Source organism: Micromonospora sp. DT53 (assembly GCF_049841535.1).
GTDB lineage: Bacteria > Actinomycetota > Actinomycetes > Mycobacteriales > Micromonosporaceae > Micromonospora.
Genome location: NZ_JBNCKM010000002.1, coordinates 942,518 through 956,664, shown reverse-complemented (window position 1 = coordinate 956,664; position 14,147 = coordinate 942,518). Strand labels below are relative to the sequence as shown.

Sequence of the window (14,147 nt, the reverse complement as noted above, 5' to 3'; positions counted from 1 at the left end):
AATCCTCCAGCTTGGCTGGGTCAGTTCTGCCGGTCTTTCTGCCGCTGCCGCCACCGCCGGCGAGTGCGTCTCAGTGCCGTTGGCTGGCGGTGCCGGTGTTGGCCATCTGGTCCGGGCTGACCTCGTCGCTACCGGCGGTGGCGCACGGATGCGCGGCGTCGCGGACCCGGCGCAAGCCGTCGAGGAGGGCCGCCAGCGCCTCGGGGTCGAGCTGCCCGGTGAACCACTGCTCGATCATCTGCAGGTGCCCGGGCAGCGTCTCGTTCAGACGTTGCAGCCCAGCGGTGGTGACCACCGCGTACGAGCTGCGTCGGTCGTTCGGGCAGGCCCGGCGGGTGAGCAGCCCGTCGCGTTCCATCCGGTCCACCACGCGGGTCACTCCGCTGGTGGAGAGGGAGGTCTGTGCGGCCAGGTCGGTCATGCGTAGTTGGTTGCCCGGCGAGCGGGCCAGTCGGGTGATGACCTCGAACTCGACCGCGGAGAGGCCGTGCTCCTCGAGTTGGGCGTTGAACCGGGCTGACAGCCCGGCGTGTGCCTCGAAGAGCAGGCCGACGGCGGTGATCCGGGGATCGTCGAAGACGTTGGTCACCCGTTCATCATACCAGTACTTGACACGGGGAATATTGTTACGGTTATAGTTGCTCCGGCAGTCGTTGGGCTATTAAACAATCCCCTGGAGGACAGCAGCATGACCAGCAGCATCGATGCGGTTACCCGCGACTGGGACGGCCTCACCATCCCGGCGGCCGGCACCTACGCGCTCGACGTGGCGCACAAGCGGGTCGGCTTCGTTGCCCGGCACATGATGGTGAGCAAGGTTCGCGGTGAGTTCAAGGAGGCGACCGCCACCATCACCGTCGCCGAGGACCCGCTGCAGTCGTCGGTCGCCGCCACCATTCAGGCCGCCAGCGTCGACACCACCCAGACCGACCGGGACGCGCACCTGCGCGGCCCCGAGTTCCTGGACGCCGAGAAGTTTCCGACGCTCGAGTTCCGCAGCACCGGGGTCAAGTCCCGGAGCGGCAGCGAGTTCGTGCTCACCGGCGAGCTGACCATCAAGGACGTCACCCGTCCGGTCGAGCTGGAGGTGGAGTTCGAGGGTGTGGGTCGCAGCCCGTTCGGCCAGGACATCTTCGGCTTCTCCGCGAGCACCGAGATCGACCGCGAGGAGTTCGGCCTGACCTGGAACGTCGCCCTGGAGACCGGGGGCGTGCTGGTCAGCCGCAAGATCAAGATCGAGATCGAGGGCGAGGCCGTTCGTCAGGCCTGATCCCCTAGGATCGCCGGAAGGCCAGGGGTTCCCCCGGTGATCCGGACGCAGGGCCCGCGCCGTACGTCGGCGCGGGCCCTGCGTCGTCTCCACTCGTGGTAATTGTCACGAGTTGTTCGTGCTGTCATCGGGTCCAGCCGGTCGACGACGGGGTACAGATGGCGCCACGAGCGCGTCCGCGCCAGTCGACGTCGGATCGCCGCCGTCGGCCTCTGGCCCCGGTCAGGTGGGCGCTCTTACCGTGGATGCTTCACAAAGCGCTTCCGGGACGGCATGATCCCGACCGCGCCGGCCGTCGGGAGGACACATGGGCAGGGACGTCTCAAGGGGCGCCTTCACCCGGGATGATCGCGTCCGATATCGGCAGAAGGTGCGGCGGTGCCTGGACGTCTTCGCCCTGATGCTTGACGACTTCGGCTTCGACGCCGACCGACCGATGACCGGCCTGGAGATCGAACTCAACCTGGTCGACTCGGCCGCCGAGCCGGCGATGCGCAACGAGGAGATCCTCGCCGACATCGCGGACCCCCTCTTCCAGACCGAGTTGGGGCAGTTCAACCTGGAACTCAACGCCGAGCCCCGACTGATCGAGGGCACCGGCTTCGCCGACTACGAGCACGACCTGCGCGGCAGCCTTGCCCGGGCCGACGAGCGTGCCGCCAGATCCGACGCGAAGATCGTCCTGGTCGGCATCCTGCCCACCCTCACCGAGGGGCACCTGGTCGAGGACAACCTCTCCGCCAACGAGCGTTACCGGGTGCTCAACGACCAGATCGTCGGCGCCCGGGGCGAGGACATCGAGCTGGACATTCGCGGCGTCGAGCAGTTGCAGACGCACACCGACTCGATCGCCCCCGAGGCCGCCTGCACGAGCCTCCAGTTCCACCTCCAGGTCGCCCCGGACAGCTTCGCCGACTACTGGAACGCGTCCCAGGCCATCGCCGGTGTGCAGGTGGCGGTCGGCGCGAACAGCCCCTTCCTGTACGGCCGCCAACTGTGGGCCGAAACGCGGATCGCCCTGTTCCAGCAGGCCACCGACACGCGCCCGGACGAACTGAAGGCCCAGGGCGTACGGCCGCGGGTGTGGTTCGGCGAACGATGGATCACGTCGATCTTCGACCTGTTCGAGGAGAACGTCCGATACTTCCCGCCGCTGCTGCCGATCTGCGAGGACGAGGACCCGGTGGAGGTCCTGCACGCCGGCGGTGTGCCACAGCTCGAGGAGCTGCGGTTGCACAACGGCACGGTCTACCGGTGGAACCGTCCGGTCTACGACGTCACGAACGGCCGTCCCCATCTGCGGGTGGAGAACCGGGTGCTGCCGGCCGGTCCGACGGTGGTGGACATGCTGGCCAACGCGGCCTTCTACTTCGGGTTGGTACGTGGTCTGGCCGAGGCCGACCGTCCGATCTGGAGCCAGCTCACCTTCAGCTCCGCCGAGGAGAACTTCCACGCCGCCGCCCGACGGGGCCTCGACGCGACGCTGCACTGGCCCGGGCTCGGTGACGTGCCGGTCACCAAACTGGTCCTGGAGCAACTGCTGCCCACCGCAGCCACCGGCCTGGACGGGTTCGGTGTCGCCCCGGCACAGCGGGATCGGCTGCTCGGCATCATCGAGCAGCGCTGCCGTACCGGCCGCAACGGTGCCGTCTGGCAGACCGAGGCGGTCTGGGCGGCGGAACGGCACCACGGCATGGACCGGACTGCCGCGCTGCACGACATGGTCCAGCGCTACGCCACCCTCCAGCGCACCAACAACCCCGTCCACACCTGGCCAACCAACTAACCCACCCCACCCCACCCCCAGGCCCCACCCCACCCCCGAGCACGTTGATCATGAAGTTATTGCCATGACACGCCGCGCACGGTGGCAATAACTTCATGATCAACAGGGTGGGTTGGGGTGAGGGTGGGGCCTGAGGGTTAGTCGGTGGTGGGGCGGGTGGTGCGGCGGGACGCTCGGGTGCGCCGGCTGCCGGGGGTTACGTCGTCCGCTGTTGTTGCTTCGGCGGGACGGGCCGGGTTGGTGAGGTCTGGGTCCGTACGGGGGGCGGGCACCTGGGGTGCGGTGATGGCCTCGCCCGGCAGCGAGCCTGCTCTGGGCGTCTGCGGTGGGGTGTCGGCCCTCCTGCGCCGCGCCGCAGTGCCGGCTGTCGACGTTGCGGTACCTACCGCTGACGCTGCGGTACCTACCGCTGACGCTGCGGTGCCGGCTGTCGAGCCGGATAGCGGCGACGCGGGGTCGGTTTCGGCGACCGGGGCCGGGGCCGGGTCGGCCGGCGTGCCCGGAGCAACCGCACCCCGATGGTCCGGACGGCTCTGTTCGGCTGCGTGGTTCTGCTCGCTTCGCTCGCCGAGGCGGGCGGCCAGCACCGAGCCCCCGATGCCGGCGATTACCGCGTACGGGGCGATCAGTTGGGTGGACAGCTGCGCGGGGCCCAGCGTCGACCAGTGCGGCAGGGTGGTCAGGTAGGCGAGCGCGACGAGCACCGGGCCAGCCGCGCCGGAGGCCGCCGCACCCACGCGGTGCCCACCCGAGCGGGCGGACCGCCGGGCGGCCAGTACGCCGATCAGCAGCGCGGGCACGAGTGCCAGCAGCGCTCCGGGCCAGTAGAGCTGGCCCCCGATCCAGTACCGGGCGTGGTCCGGGTCGAGCTGCCAGGTACCGAGTTGCGCGCCGGTCAGCCCTCGTCCGACGCGTACCCCGTCGATCACCGAGATCACCGCGAGCAGCCACAGCCAGGCGGCCGTCGCGGTCACGTTGACCGCGGCGGCTCGGGAGCGAAGCGCCCAGATCGCGACGAGGACGCCGATCAGGATGCCCAGCGTCGCCTGTACGGCGGCCGTCCGCTGTGGTGCGCCGGTGTCCGCGCCGGTCGCGACCCGTGCGGGTACGGCGATCAACAGCACCGTGACCAGGCCGCCCAGCCCGGCGCCGAGCGCCAGGGCCACCCGCCGCAGCAGGCTGCCACCGGCGTGGGCCGGCGGCTCGGCCACCGGCGGTGGCGTGCCCGCCACCCCATGCTGGGTGGCGTGCTCGTCGTCCGGGGTCTCGTGCTCCGGCGCCCGATCGCCGCGCTGCTCGCCCTCCTGGCGCGCGACGCCGTCGGGCGCGGTTCCCGGAGAGATCGCGGTCTTCGCCGGGCTGTTCCGTTGGTGGAGCCGTTGCGCGCAGACCGCGCCGAGGACTGTCGAGCTGGCGGCGAGCCAGGTGGCCCAGGCGAGGCCGTCCGCCCAGGCTGTGTCGGTCGCACCGGCGTCGGTGGGCGTCCAGGTGATGACGCCGAGCCCGTAGCCGAAGCCCAGTTGTGCGGCACCCGCGCCGGCAGCGACCCCGATCGCCGTAGCGATCGACACTCCCCAGCCCTGTCTGGCCATGCCGGGCAGCGTAACGTCCCGTCGTCGGCGCGGCGAGTCGCAACGACCCGCTGGTGTGGACCGCAGATGCGGCGGATTGGGCGGCGGGCGGTACGGTCGCCGGTGATGAGGCGGTGGGCGTTATGACGGACACGAACACGGGCCAGCAGAATGCCGCAGGCGGCGGTGCGGGCCGGGCCAGCGTCGTGCTGGGTGGTGGGTTGGCGGCGGTGCTGCTCGCCGCCGTCGGTGCGACAGGTGGCTGGCTACTGGCCGGCGAGGACGACCCATCGACTGGTGACCCGCTGGCCGTCGCGACCACGTCTGGCGCGCCCACCGCCCGGGTCACCGCACCCCGACCGAGCAGTGGACGGCCGGCACCGTCGGCGGTCCAGACCTCCGCGACCTCGACCAAGGGGGCCGGTCTGACCGTGCCGCCGGTGATCGGCACGGACTTCGAGCAGGCCCGGGAGACGCTGCGCAAGCAGCGGCTGGGGTGGCGGCTGGTCTTCGGTGGCGGCGTCGGGCGTTCGGTCGAGAGCACCGCACCGGACGTGGGCACCGAGGTCACCCGTGGCACGACTGTGCAACTACACGTCGCCGGGCCGGCGCCGGCCGCCGAGGTGCCGGACGTGGTCGGCAAGAGCTGCGCCGAAGCCGCCGACGAGTTGGTCGACGAGGGCCTCTACCCGCGCTACGTCACCCAACGCAACGGGAAGGTCAACCGGCAGGAGCCCACCGAGGACGGTTCGGCCCGGTGGAACGACCAGGTCAGCATCTGGTGTGGCTCCGACGAGCAGCCGACCGCGAAACCCACGCCCTGATTCCAGGCCGGCGGGTTCGGGCCTTCCGGCGCGTACCCGCCGCTCTGCCGCGCCGGCAACCGGCGCGGCTCGGCACGCTGATCCCCACCGATGGAGGTGTGGGCGACTAGGTTGGCGGTCGAGGGCCATGACGCCCGTCCGGGTTCGGGAAAGGACGTGCGATGAGCGACGACCGTCAGGAGCCTCCCGCCGGCGAGCACGACGACCAGACCCGACCCCTGCCCTCCGCCGCTGACCGGCCGGGGTCGACGCCAGCCGAGGCCGACCCGGACAAGACGGCACCGATCGACCGGACTGTCCCGGCTCGCCCCGAGCCGCCGGCCGACCAGACCATGCCGATCGATCGGGCCGCCGGCACCCGGCCGGGTCCGCCGGCCGACCGGACGGCGCCGATACCGCCGTCGTGGGCCGGGCGGGCCGAGGTGCGCTCGCCCCGGCCGGATGACCGAGCCGCAGAGTGGTACGTCGAGGAGCAGGGTGGTCGGCGGTGGTGGTTGCCGATCCTCTGGGGCGTACTGGCCCTCCTGCTCGCCGGCCTGCTCGGGGGCGCGCTCTGGTTGGTGCTCGCCCAGCGCGATGACGACCGGGACGATCCGGGGACCACCCCCTCGCTTCCGCCGACCAGTGCCCCCAGCGTCCAGCCCACCAGCGCGGCCCCGACGTCGGCGGCGCCCACCAGTGAGTCGCCGAGCAGCCCGGCGACCACTGACGTCCCGGACGAACTACCGGTGCCACCGCTCGCCGGCCTACCGCAGGCCACCGCCGAGGGGCTGTTGGCTCGGCTCGGCCTGGCCTACCAGGTGGTGTACCGCCCGTCGGAGCTGCCACCGGGAACGGTGGTGGGCACCGAGCCGGGAGCGGGCACGTCGGTGTCGACCGACGACGAGGTGTTGTTGATCATCTCGCAGGCTCGGCCTTCGACCGGGGCGAGCCCGACCACACCGAGCCCCACGGTGACGACCACGCCGTGACCGCTGGTCACCACATTCGGCGGCGGGTGCCGACGAGGCCGATACCGGCCAGCGAGATGGCCAGGCCGAAGATGCCGGACCAGAAAAGGGAGCGACGGATGTCCGTGGCGTTGTGCCCGGTCGGCGCTGCTTCGGTGAGGGCCTGACGGCCGTCGGCCTGGCCACCGGCACCGAGGCCGGACACCGACCCGGTCGGGTCGGCACCATCGGCGTGGTCGGTCGGGGCGTCGGTGCCGATCCAGCCGGGTTCCCCGTAGACCGACTGGCCCTCGCCCGTCGGCGAGTCTGAGTCGAGCACGGTGATCTCCGGTGCGGGCACCGGTGCGGTCAGCCGGGTGGACGACATCGCCGGGTCGCGGACGAGGACCAGGAGTGTCGCCATCGCCCCGAGGAGGGCGAGGAGTCCGAAGGCATAGGCGATACGGGAGCGGTGGTGCCGCCGCAGGGCGGGCTGATTGACCATGACCATCCCAGGGTCAGGGTCCTGGACGAGCGGGTGGAACGGTGCCGGGGTGGGCGTACCGATTCTATGGCGACGGCACGCCCACCGGCGGCGGATCGGGTCGGTCAGCCAACCCGGAGCGGGGTACGCGCGACCGGGCGGCGGGCCCGCACGGTGTGCGGTCGGGGTTCGGGAGCGGCCTGCAACTGCTGCAGCCCTTCCCGTTGGACGAAGATCGACCGTCGGGTGACCGCGTCGCCCGCGGCGTTCAACTCGTAGCCGTCGAGCCAGAGCCAGCCGTCATAGGTCGGCCAGTCGAGCACCCGGATCACCCGGAACTTGATCGGCCTGAGGAACTGGACACTCGCCGCGCGAGTCACGTGCACTACGTCACCGGTGCGGGGAAGCACATGGGCTCCTGGGGGAGGATCGGCCGGCGGTCGCGCCGGCGGTGCCTGAACGGGGGACGTCTCGGCCGGTGACGGGGTCGTGCCTCGTGAACCGGTGGTGCGGATGGCGGTGGTCGGGCCGTACCCGCTGGTGACGTGCCGCCACCCGACCACCACCCGGTTGCTTCCGGGAGCCGCGCCCGCCGCCGCAGCTTGCCGGCTTGCAGCGGCGGGGTCTTTACCCCGGAGCAGGTGTCGTGGGCCGGGCCCGCGCCGTGCCCGGCTTCCCCGGATCGGTGGGGTCACCACTCCGAGGGACCGAACGGGGACGCTGAGTGATCCGTGCCATACGGACAGAGTGCATCAGGGACGTGCTTCATGCAAGTTGCACGTCGACTTTTGCCGATACGTGAACGGGTCGCGCGAACGGCCTATTGAAGCCATCCGCGTCCGGACGGCACACTGAGGGCCGGTTTCGCCCGTCGCGGCCGGCCGAGGACCGGCACCAACCCCTTCGTCGCGAACGCTCGCCGGTCGACGATCGCGCCCCCGGCGGGTGTCACCCAGTGGCGCGTTACCGGAGGTAGCCCGAGTGGGGTCGAGCAGCCAGCGGCGGGGACCAGTGACTCACGGGTTGCGCGATGAGTGAGCGGCGCAGTCCCACCATCAGACGGCGGCGGCTCGGAGCCGAGTTGCGCCGCCAGCGGGAGTCCGCCGGAATCACCATCGAGGTGGTCGCCGAACAGTTGGAGTGCTCGGCGTCGAAGGTGTCCCGGATCGAGACCGGGCACACCACGGCCACCCCTCGCGACGTGCGAGACATGCTGCGGATCTACGGCGTGGTCGGCGCCGAGAGCGACGAGCTCGTGCAGATCGCCCGGGAGGCCCGCCAAAAGGGCTGGTGGCACCCGTACAGCACGGTGCTCGTCGGCGCGTACGTCGGGCTGGAGGCGGCGGCGAGCTCGATCCGGGCGTACGAACAGCAGGTCGTTCCCGGTCTTCTGGAGACCGAGGAGTACGCCGGGGCCATGATCCGCGCCGCTCGGCCGGACTTCACCGCCGACCAGGTTCACCAAAGGGTGCGTGTCCGTTTGGGCCGTCAGTCGTTACTGACCCAGGACGATCCGGTCGATCTGTGGGTGGTGCTCGATGAGGCGGTGGTAAGTCGGCCGGTGGGCGGGGACGAGGTGATGCGCGGTCAACTCAAGCGGTTGGTCGAGGTGGCCGAGTTGCCGAACGTGACGCTGCAGATCCTGCCCTTCGAGGTGGGTGCGCACGCCGGCATGGACGGCACGTTCACGATCCTCAGCTTCCCTGAGCCCGGTGATCCGGATGTTGTGTACGCGGAGAACGCCACGGGTGGGCTCTTCCTCGAGAAGAGCGACGAACTGCAGAAGTACAGCTTCATCTTCGATCACATCCGCGCTGCGGCCATACGTCCGGAGGAGTCCGTCGCACACATCGCAAAACTGGCAGAGGAGCCGTTGTGGAAATGGCGACCAAAAGGTTCCCCGTGGACCTGACGCAGGCAGCATGGTTCAAGAGCTCGAAGAGCGGGCCGAACTGTGACAACTGCGTGGAGGTGGCGTACGTGACGGGGGCGGTCGGAGTGCGGGACTCGAAGGACAAGGCGGGGCCCGCCCTGGTCTTCGCGCCTGGTGACTGGCACGCCTTCGTCGCCGGCACCCGGGGTGGTGTGTTCGGCGCGGTCTGACCGAGTGGTCAGTGAAGTCCCCGTCCGGTTCGCCGGACGGGGACTTTGCCGTAGTCCCGTCGCCACAGCGCCCCCGTCTCGTTGAACCGGTCGGTACGGCGCTGGTCGACGACCCGCCGCACCGGCCCGCAACCGAGCGAGTAGGCGAGACGGATGACGACGATCGGTTCAGACAACCTCACCACCGGTCCGGCGAAGCCGGAGCGGTTCGGTGGCAAGTACCGCGGCGCTCGTCGGGACACGGTTCTCACCGAGGTGGTCTCGACCGACCAGGAGTTGAGTGGTCGGGAGGGCGCTTCCGAGACGACGGATCCTCCGCTCTCGCTGCCCTCACTCGACCCGAACCCGCTCATCGAGCCGTCGTTCCCGCCGACGGGCTGGCCGATGCAGCCGCCCGAGTCGCTGGCTGACCACCCGTTGCTGCGTGGTCTGTTGATGGAGTTGCCACCGAAGGGCGCCGTGCCCTCGCAGGACTGGCTGGACCGCTGGTTCGAGGCGACCAGGTCGATCCTGGAGTTGCTATACGTGCAGGGCGCCAGCCGCCCGCGTTGACCGTACGGCGGTGGGCTGGGCCCGCTCGGCGAGGCGGTTGTGGCGGAGCGCGTGCCGGACCCCGATGGCGACCACGGCGAGTGCGCCCACGGTTATCGCCGGCCCGGTGACACCGGGGTCGGCGCCGAGGTCGGTGCCGGCCGCCGCGATCAACGCCGGCAGCGTGGCCAGGGCGGTGGCCTGTAGTGGCAGCCCGACGAGCGGGTGGGCCGCGGCGGCGCGGAGCCCGTGCGGCGCGGGGGTGGCGGGGGCACTGGCGAACGCGCCCGCACCGGCCCAGAGCCGGCGGATCCGTCGTACCGAGCAGATCGTCGCCACGAGTGCCGGGCCGGTGGCCAGGGTGAGCCCGGCGGCGGCCCGGTCGACCGGCGCGGCGCCGGCGCTGAGCAGCCCGCCGCCGAGCACGGCCGCGGTGAGCGCCACGCCGGTGAGGGCCAGCACCAGCAACCATCCGGTACGCCGGCGCAGCATGCGGGTGTTGCGCAGCCGGGGAAGGCCGTCGGCAACGACGCCGGCGGCCAGCCAGACGGCGGCGACCGGGAGCAGGATGGTGAGCTGACTCTCCATGTTCGAGAGTCTTTCCCGAATCCCGCCGGGGCGAATCCGGGCCCGTCCCCCGTTCACCCCGGACGCCGGGCCCGTAGGGGGTCATCACTCGAAGGTATGGACGTTTCGGCATGTTCAACTGCCCGACGGCTCATCTACCCTCAGCTAAATCGGCAATTGTCGATTGATGTTGGGGCCGGCGGTCACGTTCCACCGCCGGTCAGAGGGAGGTAGGAGATGGGTCTTCCACGAAGGTCCGTGCTGATCGGGGTGACCGCGGCGACCATGCTGGCCGTCGGCACCCCAGCCCTGGCCGCCGAACCCGTCGGTGTGGTTCGGGCCGCCGGCGGAGCCACCGCCGTGCCGGACAGCTACATCGTCGTACTCAAGGACAGCGCCGTGGCCCGGGACCGGGTCGGCGACACCGCGAAGCGGCTCTCCGGCCGCCACGGCGGCACGGTGGCCCGCACCTACGGCGCGGCGCTGCGCGGCTTCGAGGCCAAGGTGAGCGCGAGCGCGGCGGCGCGGATCGCGGCCGACCCGGCGGTGGCCTACGTCGAGCAGAACCACACCGTCTCGATCTCCGGCACGCAGGCCAACCCGCCCTCCTGGGGCCTCGACCGCATCGACCAGCGCAACCTGCCGTTGGACAGCTCCTACACCTACCCGAACACGGCGAGCAACGTGCACGCCTACATCATCGACACCGGCATCCGGTTCTCCCACAACGACTTCGGCGGCCGGGCCACCTCCGGCTACGACGCCGTCGACGGCGGGTCGGCCGACGACTGCAACGGGCACGGCACGCACGTGGCCGGCACCGTCGGCGGGTCCGCGTACGGGGTGGCCAAGGCCGTCCAGCTCGTCGGCGTACGGGTGCTGAACTGCTCCGGCAGTGGCACCAACGCCGGTGTGATCGGCGGCGTCGACTGGGTGACCGCGAACGCGATCAAGCCGGCGGTGGCGAACATGAGCCTCGGCGGCGGCGCGAACAGCTCGCTGGACAACGCCGTCCGCAACTCGATCGCCTCGGGTGTCACGTACGGCCTGGCGGCCGGCAACGACAACGGCGCGAACGCCTGCAACACCTCGCCGGCGCGTACCACGGAAGCCATCACGGTGGGCTCGACGACCAGTTCGGACGCCCGGTCGTCGTTCTCCAACGTCGGCACCTGCCTGGACATCTTCGCGCCCGGCTCGTCGATCACCTCGGCCTGGTACAGCAGCAACACCGCGACCAACACGATCAGCGGCACCTCAATGGCCACGCCGCACGTGGTCGGAGCGGCGGCCCTGGTGGCCAGCGCCAACCCGAGCTGGACCCCGGCTCAGGTCCGCAACCAACTGGTGGCCAACGCGACACCCAACGTGGTCAGCAACCCCGGCTCGGGCTCGCCGAACCTGTTGCTCTACGTGGGCACCGGCAGCACCCCGCCGCCGCCCACCGGCTGCACCGGCACCAACGGCACCGACGTGTCGATCCCGGACGCCGGCTCGGCGGTGACCAGCTCGATCACCATCTCCGGTTGCGGTCGCAACGCCTCCTCGGCCTCCACCGTGGCGGTGAACATCGTGCACACCTACCGCGGTGACCTGGTCATCGACCTGCTCGCCCCGGACGGCAGCTCGTACCGGCTGAAGAACAGCAGCACCTCGGACAGCGCCGACAACGTGAACGCCACGTACACGGTGAACGTGTCAGGTGAGGCCGCCGACGGCATCTGGCGACTGCAGGTACGCGACACCTACTCGGCCGACACCGGCTACATCAACACCTGGACCCTTACCGTCTGACCGGTCTCCCACGACCGAGGCCCCACCCGGGTATTGCCCGGGCGGGGCCTCGCGTCGTACGGATCGCGTTCAGACCGAGAAGGTGGCCGGCCGCTCGGTGGCCGGTGCCGGCGGACGGGCCTTCCACAGGCCGGTCTTCTGCGCGGCGAGGCGGCTCAGGTAGGCCGGGTTGAGGATGACGTAGCGGCGCCAGAGCCTCTTCGGCTCCAGGCCGAGACGCCAGAGCCACTCCAGGCCGGCGCGCTGCATCCACGGCGGGGGCTGGCGCAGCAGCCCGGCGTGATAGTCGAAGGCCGCGCCGACAGCCATCAGCGGCATGTCGAGCAGCGGCCGCATGGCGTACGCGAAGACCTCCTGGCGCGGGCAGCCGAGCCCGACCAGGACCAGCCGGGCACCGCTGGACCGGATCCGGTCGGCGATCTCGGCGTCCTCGCCGGGCTGGACGGCACGGAACTTGGACGGCTCCACCCCGGCGATCTTCAGCGCGGGGAACATCCGTTCCAGGGCCGGGATCAACCGGGCGAGGGTTTCCTCGGTCGAGCCGTACAGGTAGACCGGCAGCCCCTCGTCGGCGAAGCGCGACAGCACGTGCAGGGTCAGGGTCGGCCCGTACACGCGGTCGCTGAGCCCGGCGTGGTGCAGCAGGTTGAGTGCCCACCGCACCGGCTGCCCGTCCGGCGTGACCACGTCGAAGGAGTTGAGCCGCGCGTTGTGCGCCGGGTCGAGCACCCCGGTCATCACACCGTGCACGGCGAGCGCGGTCAGCGCCAGGGGACGCCGCTCGTGCGCCGCGGTCACCACCGCGTCGGTCGCCCTGGCGTAGTCGGTCGCGTCGACCAGGACGCCGAGCACGTTGCGCTTGGTTCGGGTGCTCACGGCTGGGCCACCCACTTGTCCACGTTGGCCTCGTAGATTTCCCGCAGGATCATCGGCACGTCGTAAGTGATCTTCCAGTCCGGATACTGCGCCTCGAATCGAGCCATGCTGCTGACGTACCACTGGTGGTCGCCTGTGCGGTTCTGCTCGACGTAGTTGATGCGCGCCTCGCGGCCGGTGATCTCCTCCGCGATCCGGAACGCCTCGATGTGGGAGGTGTTGGAGTGCCGGCCGCCGCCGAGGTTGTAGACCTCGGCGGACCGCGGGGCCCGGAAGAACGCCTCGAACGCGGTCAGCACGTCGTGCGAGTGGATCGCGTCCCGGACCATCTTGCCCTTGTAGCCGAACAGGTTGTACGTCCGACCCTCCATGACGCAGCGCATCAGATAGGCCAGGAACCCGTGCAGCTCGGCCGCGGAGTGCGCCGGGCCGGTCAGGGTGCCGCCCCGGAAGCAGGCGGTCTTCATGTCGAAGTAGCGCCCGTACTCCTGGACCATCACGTCCGCGGCGACCTTGGAGGCGCCGAAGACCGAGTGCAGCGAGTGGTCGATCGACATCTCTTCGGTGATGCCCTGGTACCAGTGGTGGTCCTCGGGCAGCTCGTACCGGGTCTCCAGCTCGACCAGCGGCAGACTGTTGGGCCGGTCGCCGTAGACCTTGTTTGTCGAGCAGTGGATGAACGGCGCGTCGATCGCGTGCCGACGGGTGTTCTCCAGGATGTTGAGGGTGCCACCGGCGTTCACGTCGAAGTCCGTGTACGGCTCCTTGGCCGCCCAGTCGTGGCTCGGCTGCGCCGCGCTGTGGATCACCACGGCGATGTCCGAGCCGTACTTCTTGAACACCTGCTCCAGGCCGTCCCGGTCCCGGATGTCCACCGCGAAGTGGGTGTAGGAGTTACCCAGGTCACGGCCGAGCCGTTCCAGGCTCCACGAGGTGGAGCCGTCCTCGCCGAAGAAGTACCGGCGCATGTCGTTGTCGATGCCGACGACATCCAGACCGAGGCCGGCGAAATGCCGGACCGCCTCGGAGCCGATCAGGCCACCCGACCCTGTCACCAACGCGACACTCACACGCCACTCCTGGTCCATCGGAGGCAGAATCCATCGGAGCATAGCGTGACGTCCAGCACGCCCCGATATGACGGAAGGGCCCCGCATGAAGCGGAGCCCTCGTCGGTGGTGGGGATGGGGGGAGTTGAACCCCCACGCCCTTTCGGGCACACGGACCTGAACCGTGCGCGTCTGCCATTCCGCCACATCCCCGTGGCACAACCCGGAACACTCTAGCCGCCCGGCCCCGCTGTCTCCAACGGGCCCCGGGAATACTACGCTGTCCCAGACGCTCGCCACGAGCGATTACCGTTCGTGGCGGACGAAAGATTAGCACGACAGTCTCGGCCCTTCCGAACGGGC

Annotated in this window: 15 protein-coding genes and 1 tRNA gene; 8 read left to right on the top strand and 8 right to left on the bottom strand. The window is 70.4% G+C overall.

What is annotated here, in order from left to right; genetic code table 11:
• Positions 1 to 70: 70 nt before the first annotated feature.
• On the bottom strand, positions 71 to 589 hold the full coding sequence (locus ACLQ3B_RS10295; RefSeq protein ID WP_425779437.1) for a MarR family winged helix-turn-helix transcriptional regulator: 519 nt from the start codon (positions 587 to 589) through the stop codon (positions 71 to 73).
• 99 nt (positions 590 to 688) lie between these two features.
• On the opposite strand from ACLQ3B_RS10295, the gene ACLQ3B_RS10290 reads away from it, so the two are divergent.
• Together ACLQ3B_RS10290 and ACLQ3B_RS10285 are read left to right on the top strand one after the other, a co-directional pair.
• Positions 689 to 1,270, top strand: a complete 582-nt coding sequence (locus ACLQ3B_RS10290; protein ID WP_425779435.1) for a YceI family protein — start codon at positions 689 to 691, stop codon at positions 1,268 to 1,270.
• Between the two features lie 307 nt (positions 1,271 to 1,577).
• Positions 1,578 to 3,056 carry a glutamate--cysteine ligase gene (locus ACLQ3B_RS10285; RefSeq protein ID WP_425779433.1) on the top strand — a complete coding sequence of 493 codons (1,479 nt, stop codon included), beginning with the start codon at positions 1,578 to 1,580 and terminating at the stop codon, positions 3,054 to 3,056.
• 137 nt (positions 3,057 to 3,193) lie between these two features.
• Here the strand turns inward: ACLQ3B_RS10285 and ACLQ3B_RS10280 are convergent, their stop codons facing one another.
• Positions 3,194 to 4,648, bottom strand: a complete 1,455-nt coding sequence (locus ACLQ3B_RS10280) for a hypothetical protein (RefSeq protein WP_425779431.1) — start codon at positions 4,646 to 4,648, stop codon at positions 3,194 to 3,196.
• 122 nt (positions 4,649 to 4,770) lie between these two features.
• Between ACLQ3B_RS10280 and ACLQ3B_RS10275 the strand changes: the two genes are divergently transcribed.
• Complete coding sequence (locus ACLQ3B_RS10275; protein WP_425779429.1) at positions 4,771 to 5,451, top strand: PASTA domain-containing protein; 681 nt, start codon at positions 4,771 to 4,773, stop codon at positions 5,449 to 5,451.
• 161 nt (positions 5,452 to 5,612) lie between these two features.
• Positions 5,613 to 6,422, top strand: a complete 810-nt coding sequence (locus ACLQ3B_RS10270; protein ID WP_425779428.1) for a PASTA domain-containing protein — start codon at positions 5,613 to 5,615, stop codon at positions 6,420 to 6,422.
• A 7-nt stretch (positions 6,423 to 6,429) separates the two neighbouring features.
• Here the strand turns inward: ACLQ3B_RS10270 and ACLQ3B_RS10265 are convergent, their stop codons facing one another.
• Both ACLQ3B_RS10265 and ACLQ3B_RS10260 read right to left on the bottom strand, forming a co-directional pair.
• Positions 6,430 to 6,891 (bottom strand): hypothetical protein, encoded by a 462-nt coding sequence (locus tag ACLQ3B_RS10265; protein ID WP_425779426.1) that lies wholly within the window; start codon positions 6,889 to 6,891, stop codon positions 6,430 to 6,432.
• A gap of 98 nt (positions 6,892 to 6,989) precedes the next feature.
• Complete coding sequence (locus tag ACLQ3B_RS10260; protein WP_425779424.1) at positions 6,990 to 7,274, bottom strand: hypothetical protein; 285 nt, start codon at positions 7,272 to 7,274, stop codon at positions 6,990 to 6,992.
• Positions 7,275 to 7,894: 620 nt separating this feature from the next.
• Here ACLQ3B_RS10260 and ACLQ3B_RS10255 point away from each other — a divergent pair.
• From ACLQ3B_RS10255 to ACLQ3B_RS10245, 3 genes are all read left to right on the top strand, one after another.
• A complete protein-coding gene (locus ACLQ3B_RS10255) occupies positions 7,895 to 8,776 on the top strand; it encodes a helix-turn-helix domain-containing protein (protein WP_091396372.1) in 882 nt (293 codons plus the stop codon).
• Positions 8,746 to 8,967: a DUF397 domain-containing protein gene (locus ACLQ3B_RS10250; RefSeq protein WP_130405931.1), complete on the top strand. Its 222-nt coding sequence runs from the start codon at positions 8,746 to 8,748 to the stop codon at positions 8,965 to 8,967. Before ACLQ3B_RS10255 ends, ACLQ3B_RS10250 begins: the two co-directional genes overlap by 31 nt.
• A gap of 153 nt (positions 8,968 to 9,120) precedes the next feature.
• Positions 9,121 to 9,519, top strand: coding sequence for a hypothetical protein (locus tag ACLQ3B_RS10245; RefSeq protein ID WP_425779421.1), 399 nt, complete (start codon positions 9,121 to 9,123; stop codon positions 9,517 to 9,519).
• On the opposite strand, the gene ACLQ3B_RS10240 is transcribed toward ACLQ3B_RS10245, so the two are convergent.
• Positions 9,487 to 10,086: a hypothetical protein gene (locus ACLQ3B_RS10240; RefSeq protein ID WP_425779420.1), complete on the bottom strand. Its 600-nt coding sequence runs from the start codon at positions 10,084 to 10,086 to the stop codon at positions 9,487 to 9,489. The genes ACLQ3B_RS10245 and ACLQ3B_RS10240 overlap by 33 nt on opposite strands.
• A gap of 216 nt (positions 10,087 to 10,302) precedes the next feature.
• Here ACLQ3B_RS10240 and ACLQ3B_RS10235 point away from each other — a divergent pair, with 216 nt between their 5' ends.
• The gene (locus tag ACLQ3B_RS10235) at positions 10,303 to 11,859 is read left to right on the top strand and encodes a S8 family peptidase (protein WP_425779418.1); all 1,557 of its coding nucleotides are present in this window, start codon (positions 10,303 to 10,305) and stop codon (positions 11,857 to 11,859) included.
• A gap of 69 nt (positions 11,860 to 11,928) precedes the next feature.
• Here ACLQ3B_RS10235 and ACLQ3B_RS10230 read toward each other — a convergent pair whose 3' ends face one another.
• The 3 genes from ACLQ3B_RS10230 to ACLQ3B_RS10220 all read right to left on the bottom strand — a co-directional run bounded on the left by ACLQ3B_RS10230 (position 11,929) and on the right by ACLQ3B_RS10220 (position 13,997).
• A complete protein-coding gene (locus ACLQ3B_RS10230) occupies positions 11,929 to 12,735 on the bottom strand; it encodes a WecB/TagA/CpsF family glycosyltransferase (RefSeq protein ID WP_425779417.1) in 807 nt (268 codons plus the stop codon).
• Complete coding sequence (locus tag ACLQ3B_RS10225; RefSeq protein WP_425779416.1) at positions 12,732 to 13,847, bottom strand: NAD-dependent epimerase/dehydratase family protein; 1,116 nt, start codon at positions 13,845 to 13,847, stop codon at positions 12,732 to 12,734. The genes ACLQ3B_RS10230 and ACLQ3B_RS10225 overlap by 4 nt, the downstream gene beginning before the upstream one ends.
• 64 nt (positions 13,848 to 13,911) lie before the next feature.
• Positions 13,912 to 13,997: transfer RNA gene (locus ACLQ3B_RS10220), tRNA-Leu, on the bottom strand.
• Positions 13,998 to 14,147: the final 150 nt, after the last annotated feature.

Coding starts and splice junctions, on each gene's coding strand:
- ACLQ3B_RS10290 (WP_425779435.1), top strand. CDS start 689: ATGACCAGCAGCATCGATGCGGTTACCCGCGACTGGGACGGCCTCACC.
- ACLQ3B_RS10285 (WP_425779433.1), top strand. CDS start 1,578: ATGGGCAGGGACGTCTCAAGGGGCGCCTTCACCCGGGATGATCGCGTC.
- ACLQ3B_RS10280 (WP_425779431.1), bottom strand. CDS start 4,648: ATGGCCAGACAGGGCTGGGGAGTGTCGATCGCTACGGCGATCGGGGTC.
- ACLQ3B_RS10275 (WP_425779429.1), top strand. CDS start 4,771: ATGACGGACACGAACACGGGCCAGCAGAATGCCGCAGGCGGCGGTGCG.
- ACLQ3B_RS10270 (WP_425779428.1), top strand. CDS start 5,613: ATGAGCGACGACCGTCAGGAGCCTCCCGCCGGCGAGCACGACGACCAG.
- ACLQ3B_RS10265 (WP_425779426.1), bottom strand. CDS start 6,891: ATGGTCATGGTCAATCAGCCCGCCCTGCGGCGGCACCACCGCTCCCGT.
- ACLQ3B_RS10255 (WP_091396372.1), top strand. CDS start 7,895: ATGAGTGAGCGGCGCAGTCCCACCATCAGACGGCGGCGGCTCGGAGCC.
- ACLQ3B_RS10250 (WP_130405931.1), top strand. CDS start 8,746: ATGGCGACCAAAAGGTTCCCCGTGGACCTGACGCAGGCAGCATGGTTC.
- ACLQ3B_RS10245 (WP_425779421.1), top strand. CDS start 9,121: ATGACGACGATCGGTTCAGACAACCTCACCACCGGTCCGGCGAAGCCG.
- ACLQ3B_RS10240 (WP_425779420.1), bottom strand. CDS start 10,086: ATGGAGAGTCAGCTCACCATCCTGCTCCCGGTCGCCGCCGTCTGGCTG.
- ACLQ3B_RS10235 (WP_425779418.1), top strand. CDS start 10,303: ATGGGTCTTCCACGAAGGTCCGTGCTGATCGGGGTGACCGCGGCGACC.
- ACLQ3B_RS10225 (WP_425779416.1), bottom strand. CDS start 13,847: ATGCTCCGATGGATTCTGCCTCCGATGGACCAGGAGTGGCGTGTGAGT.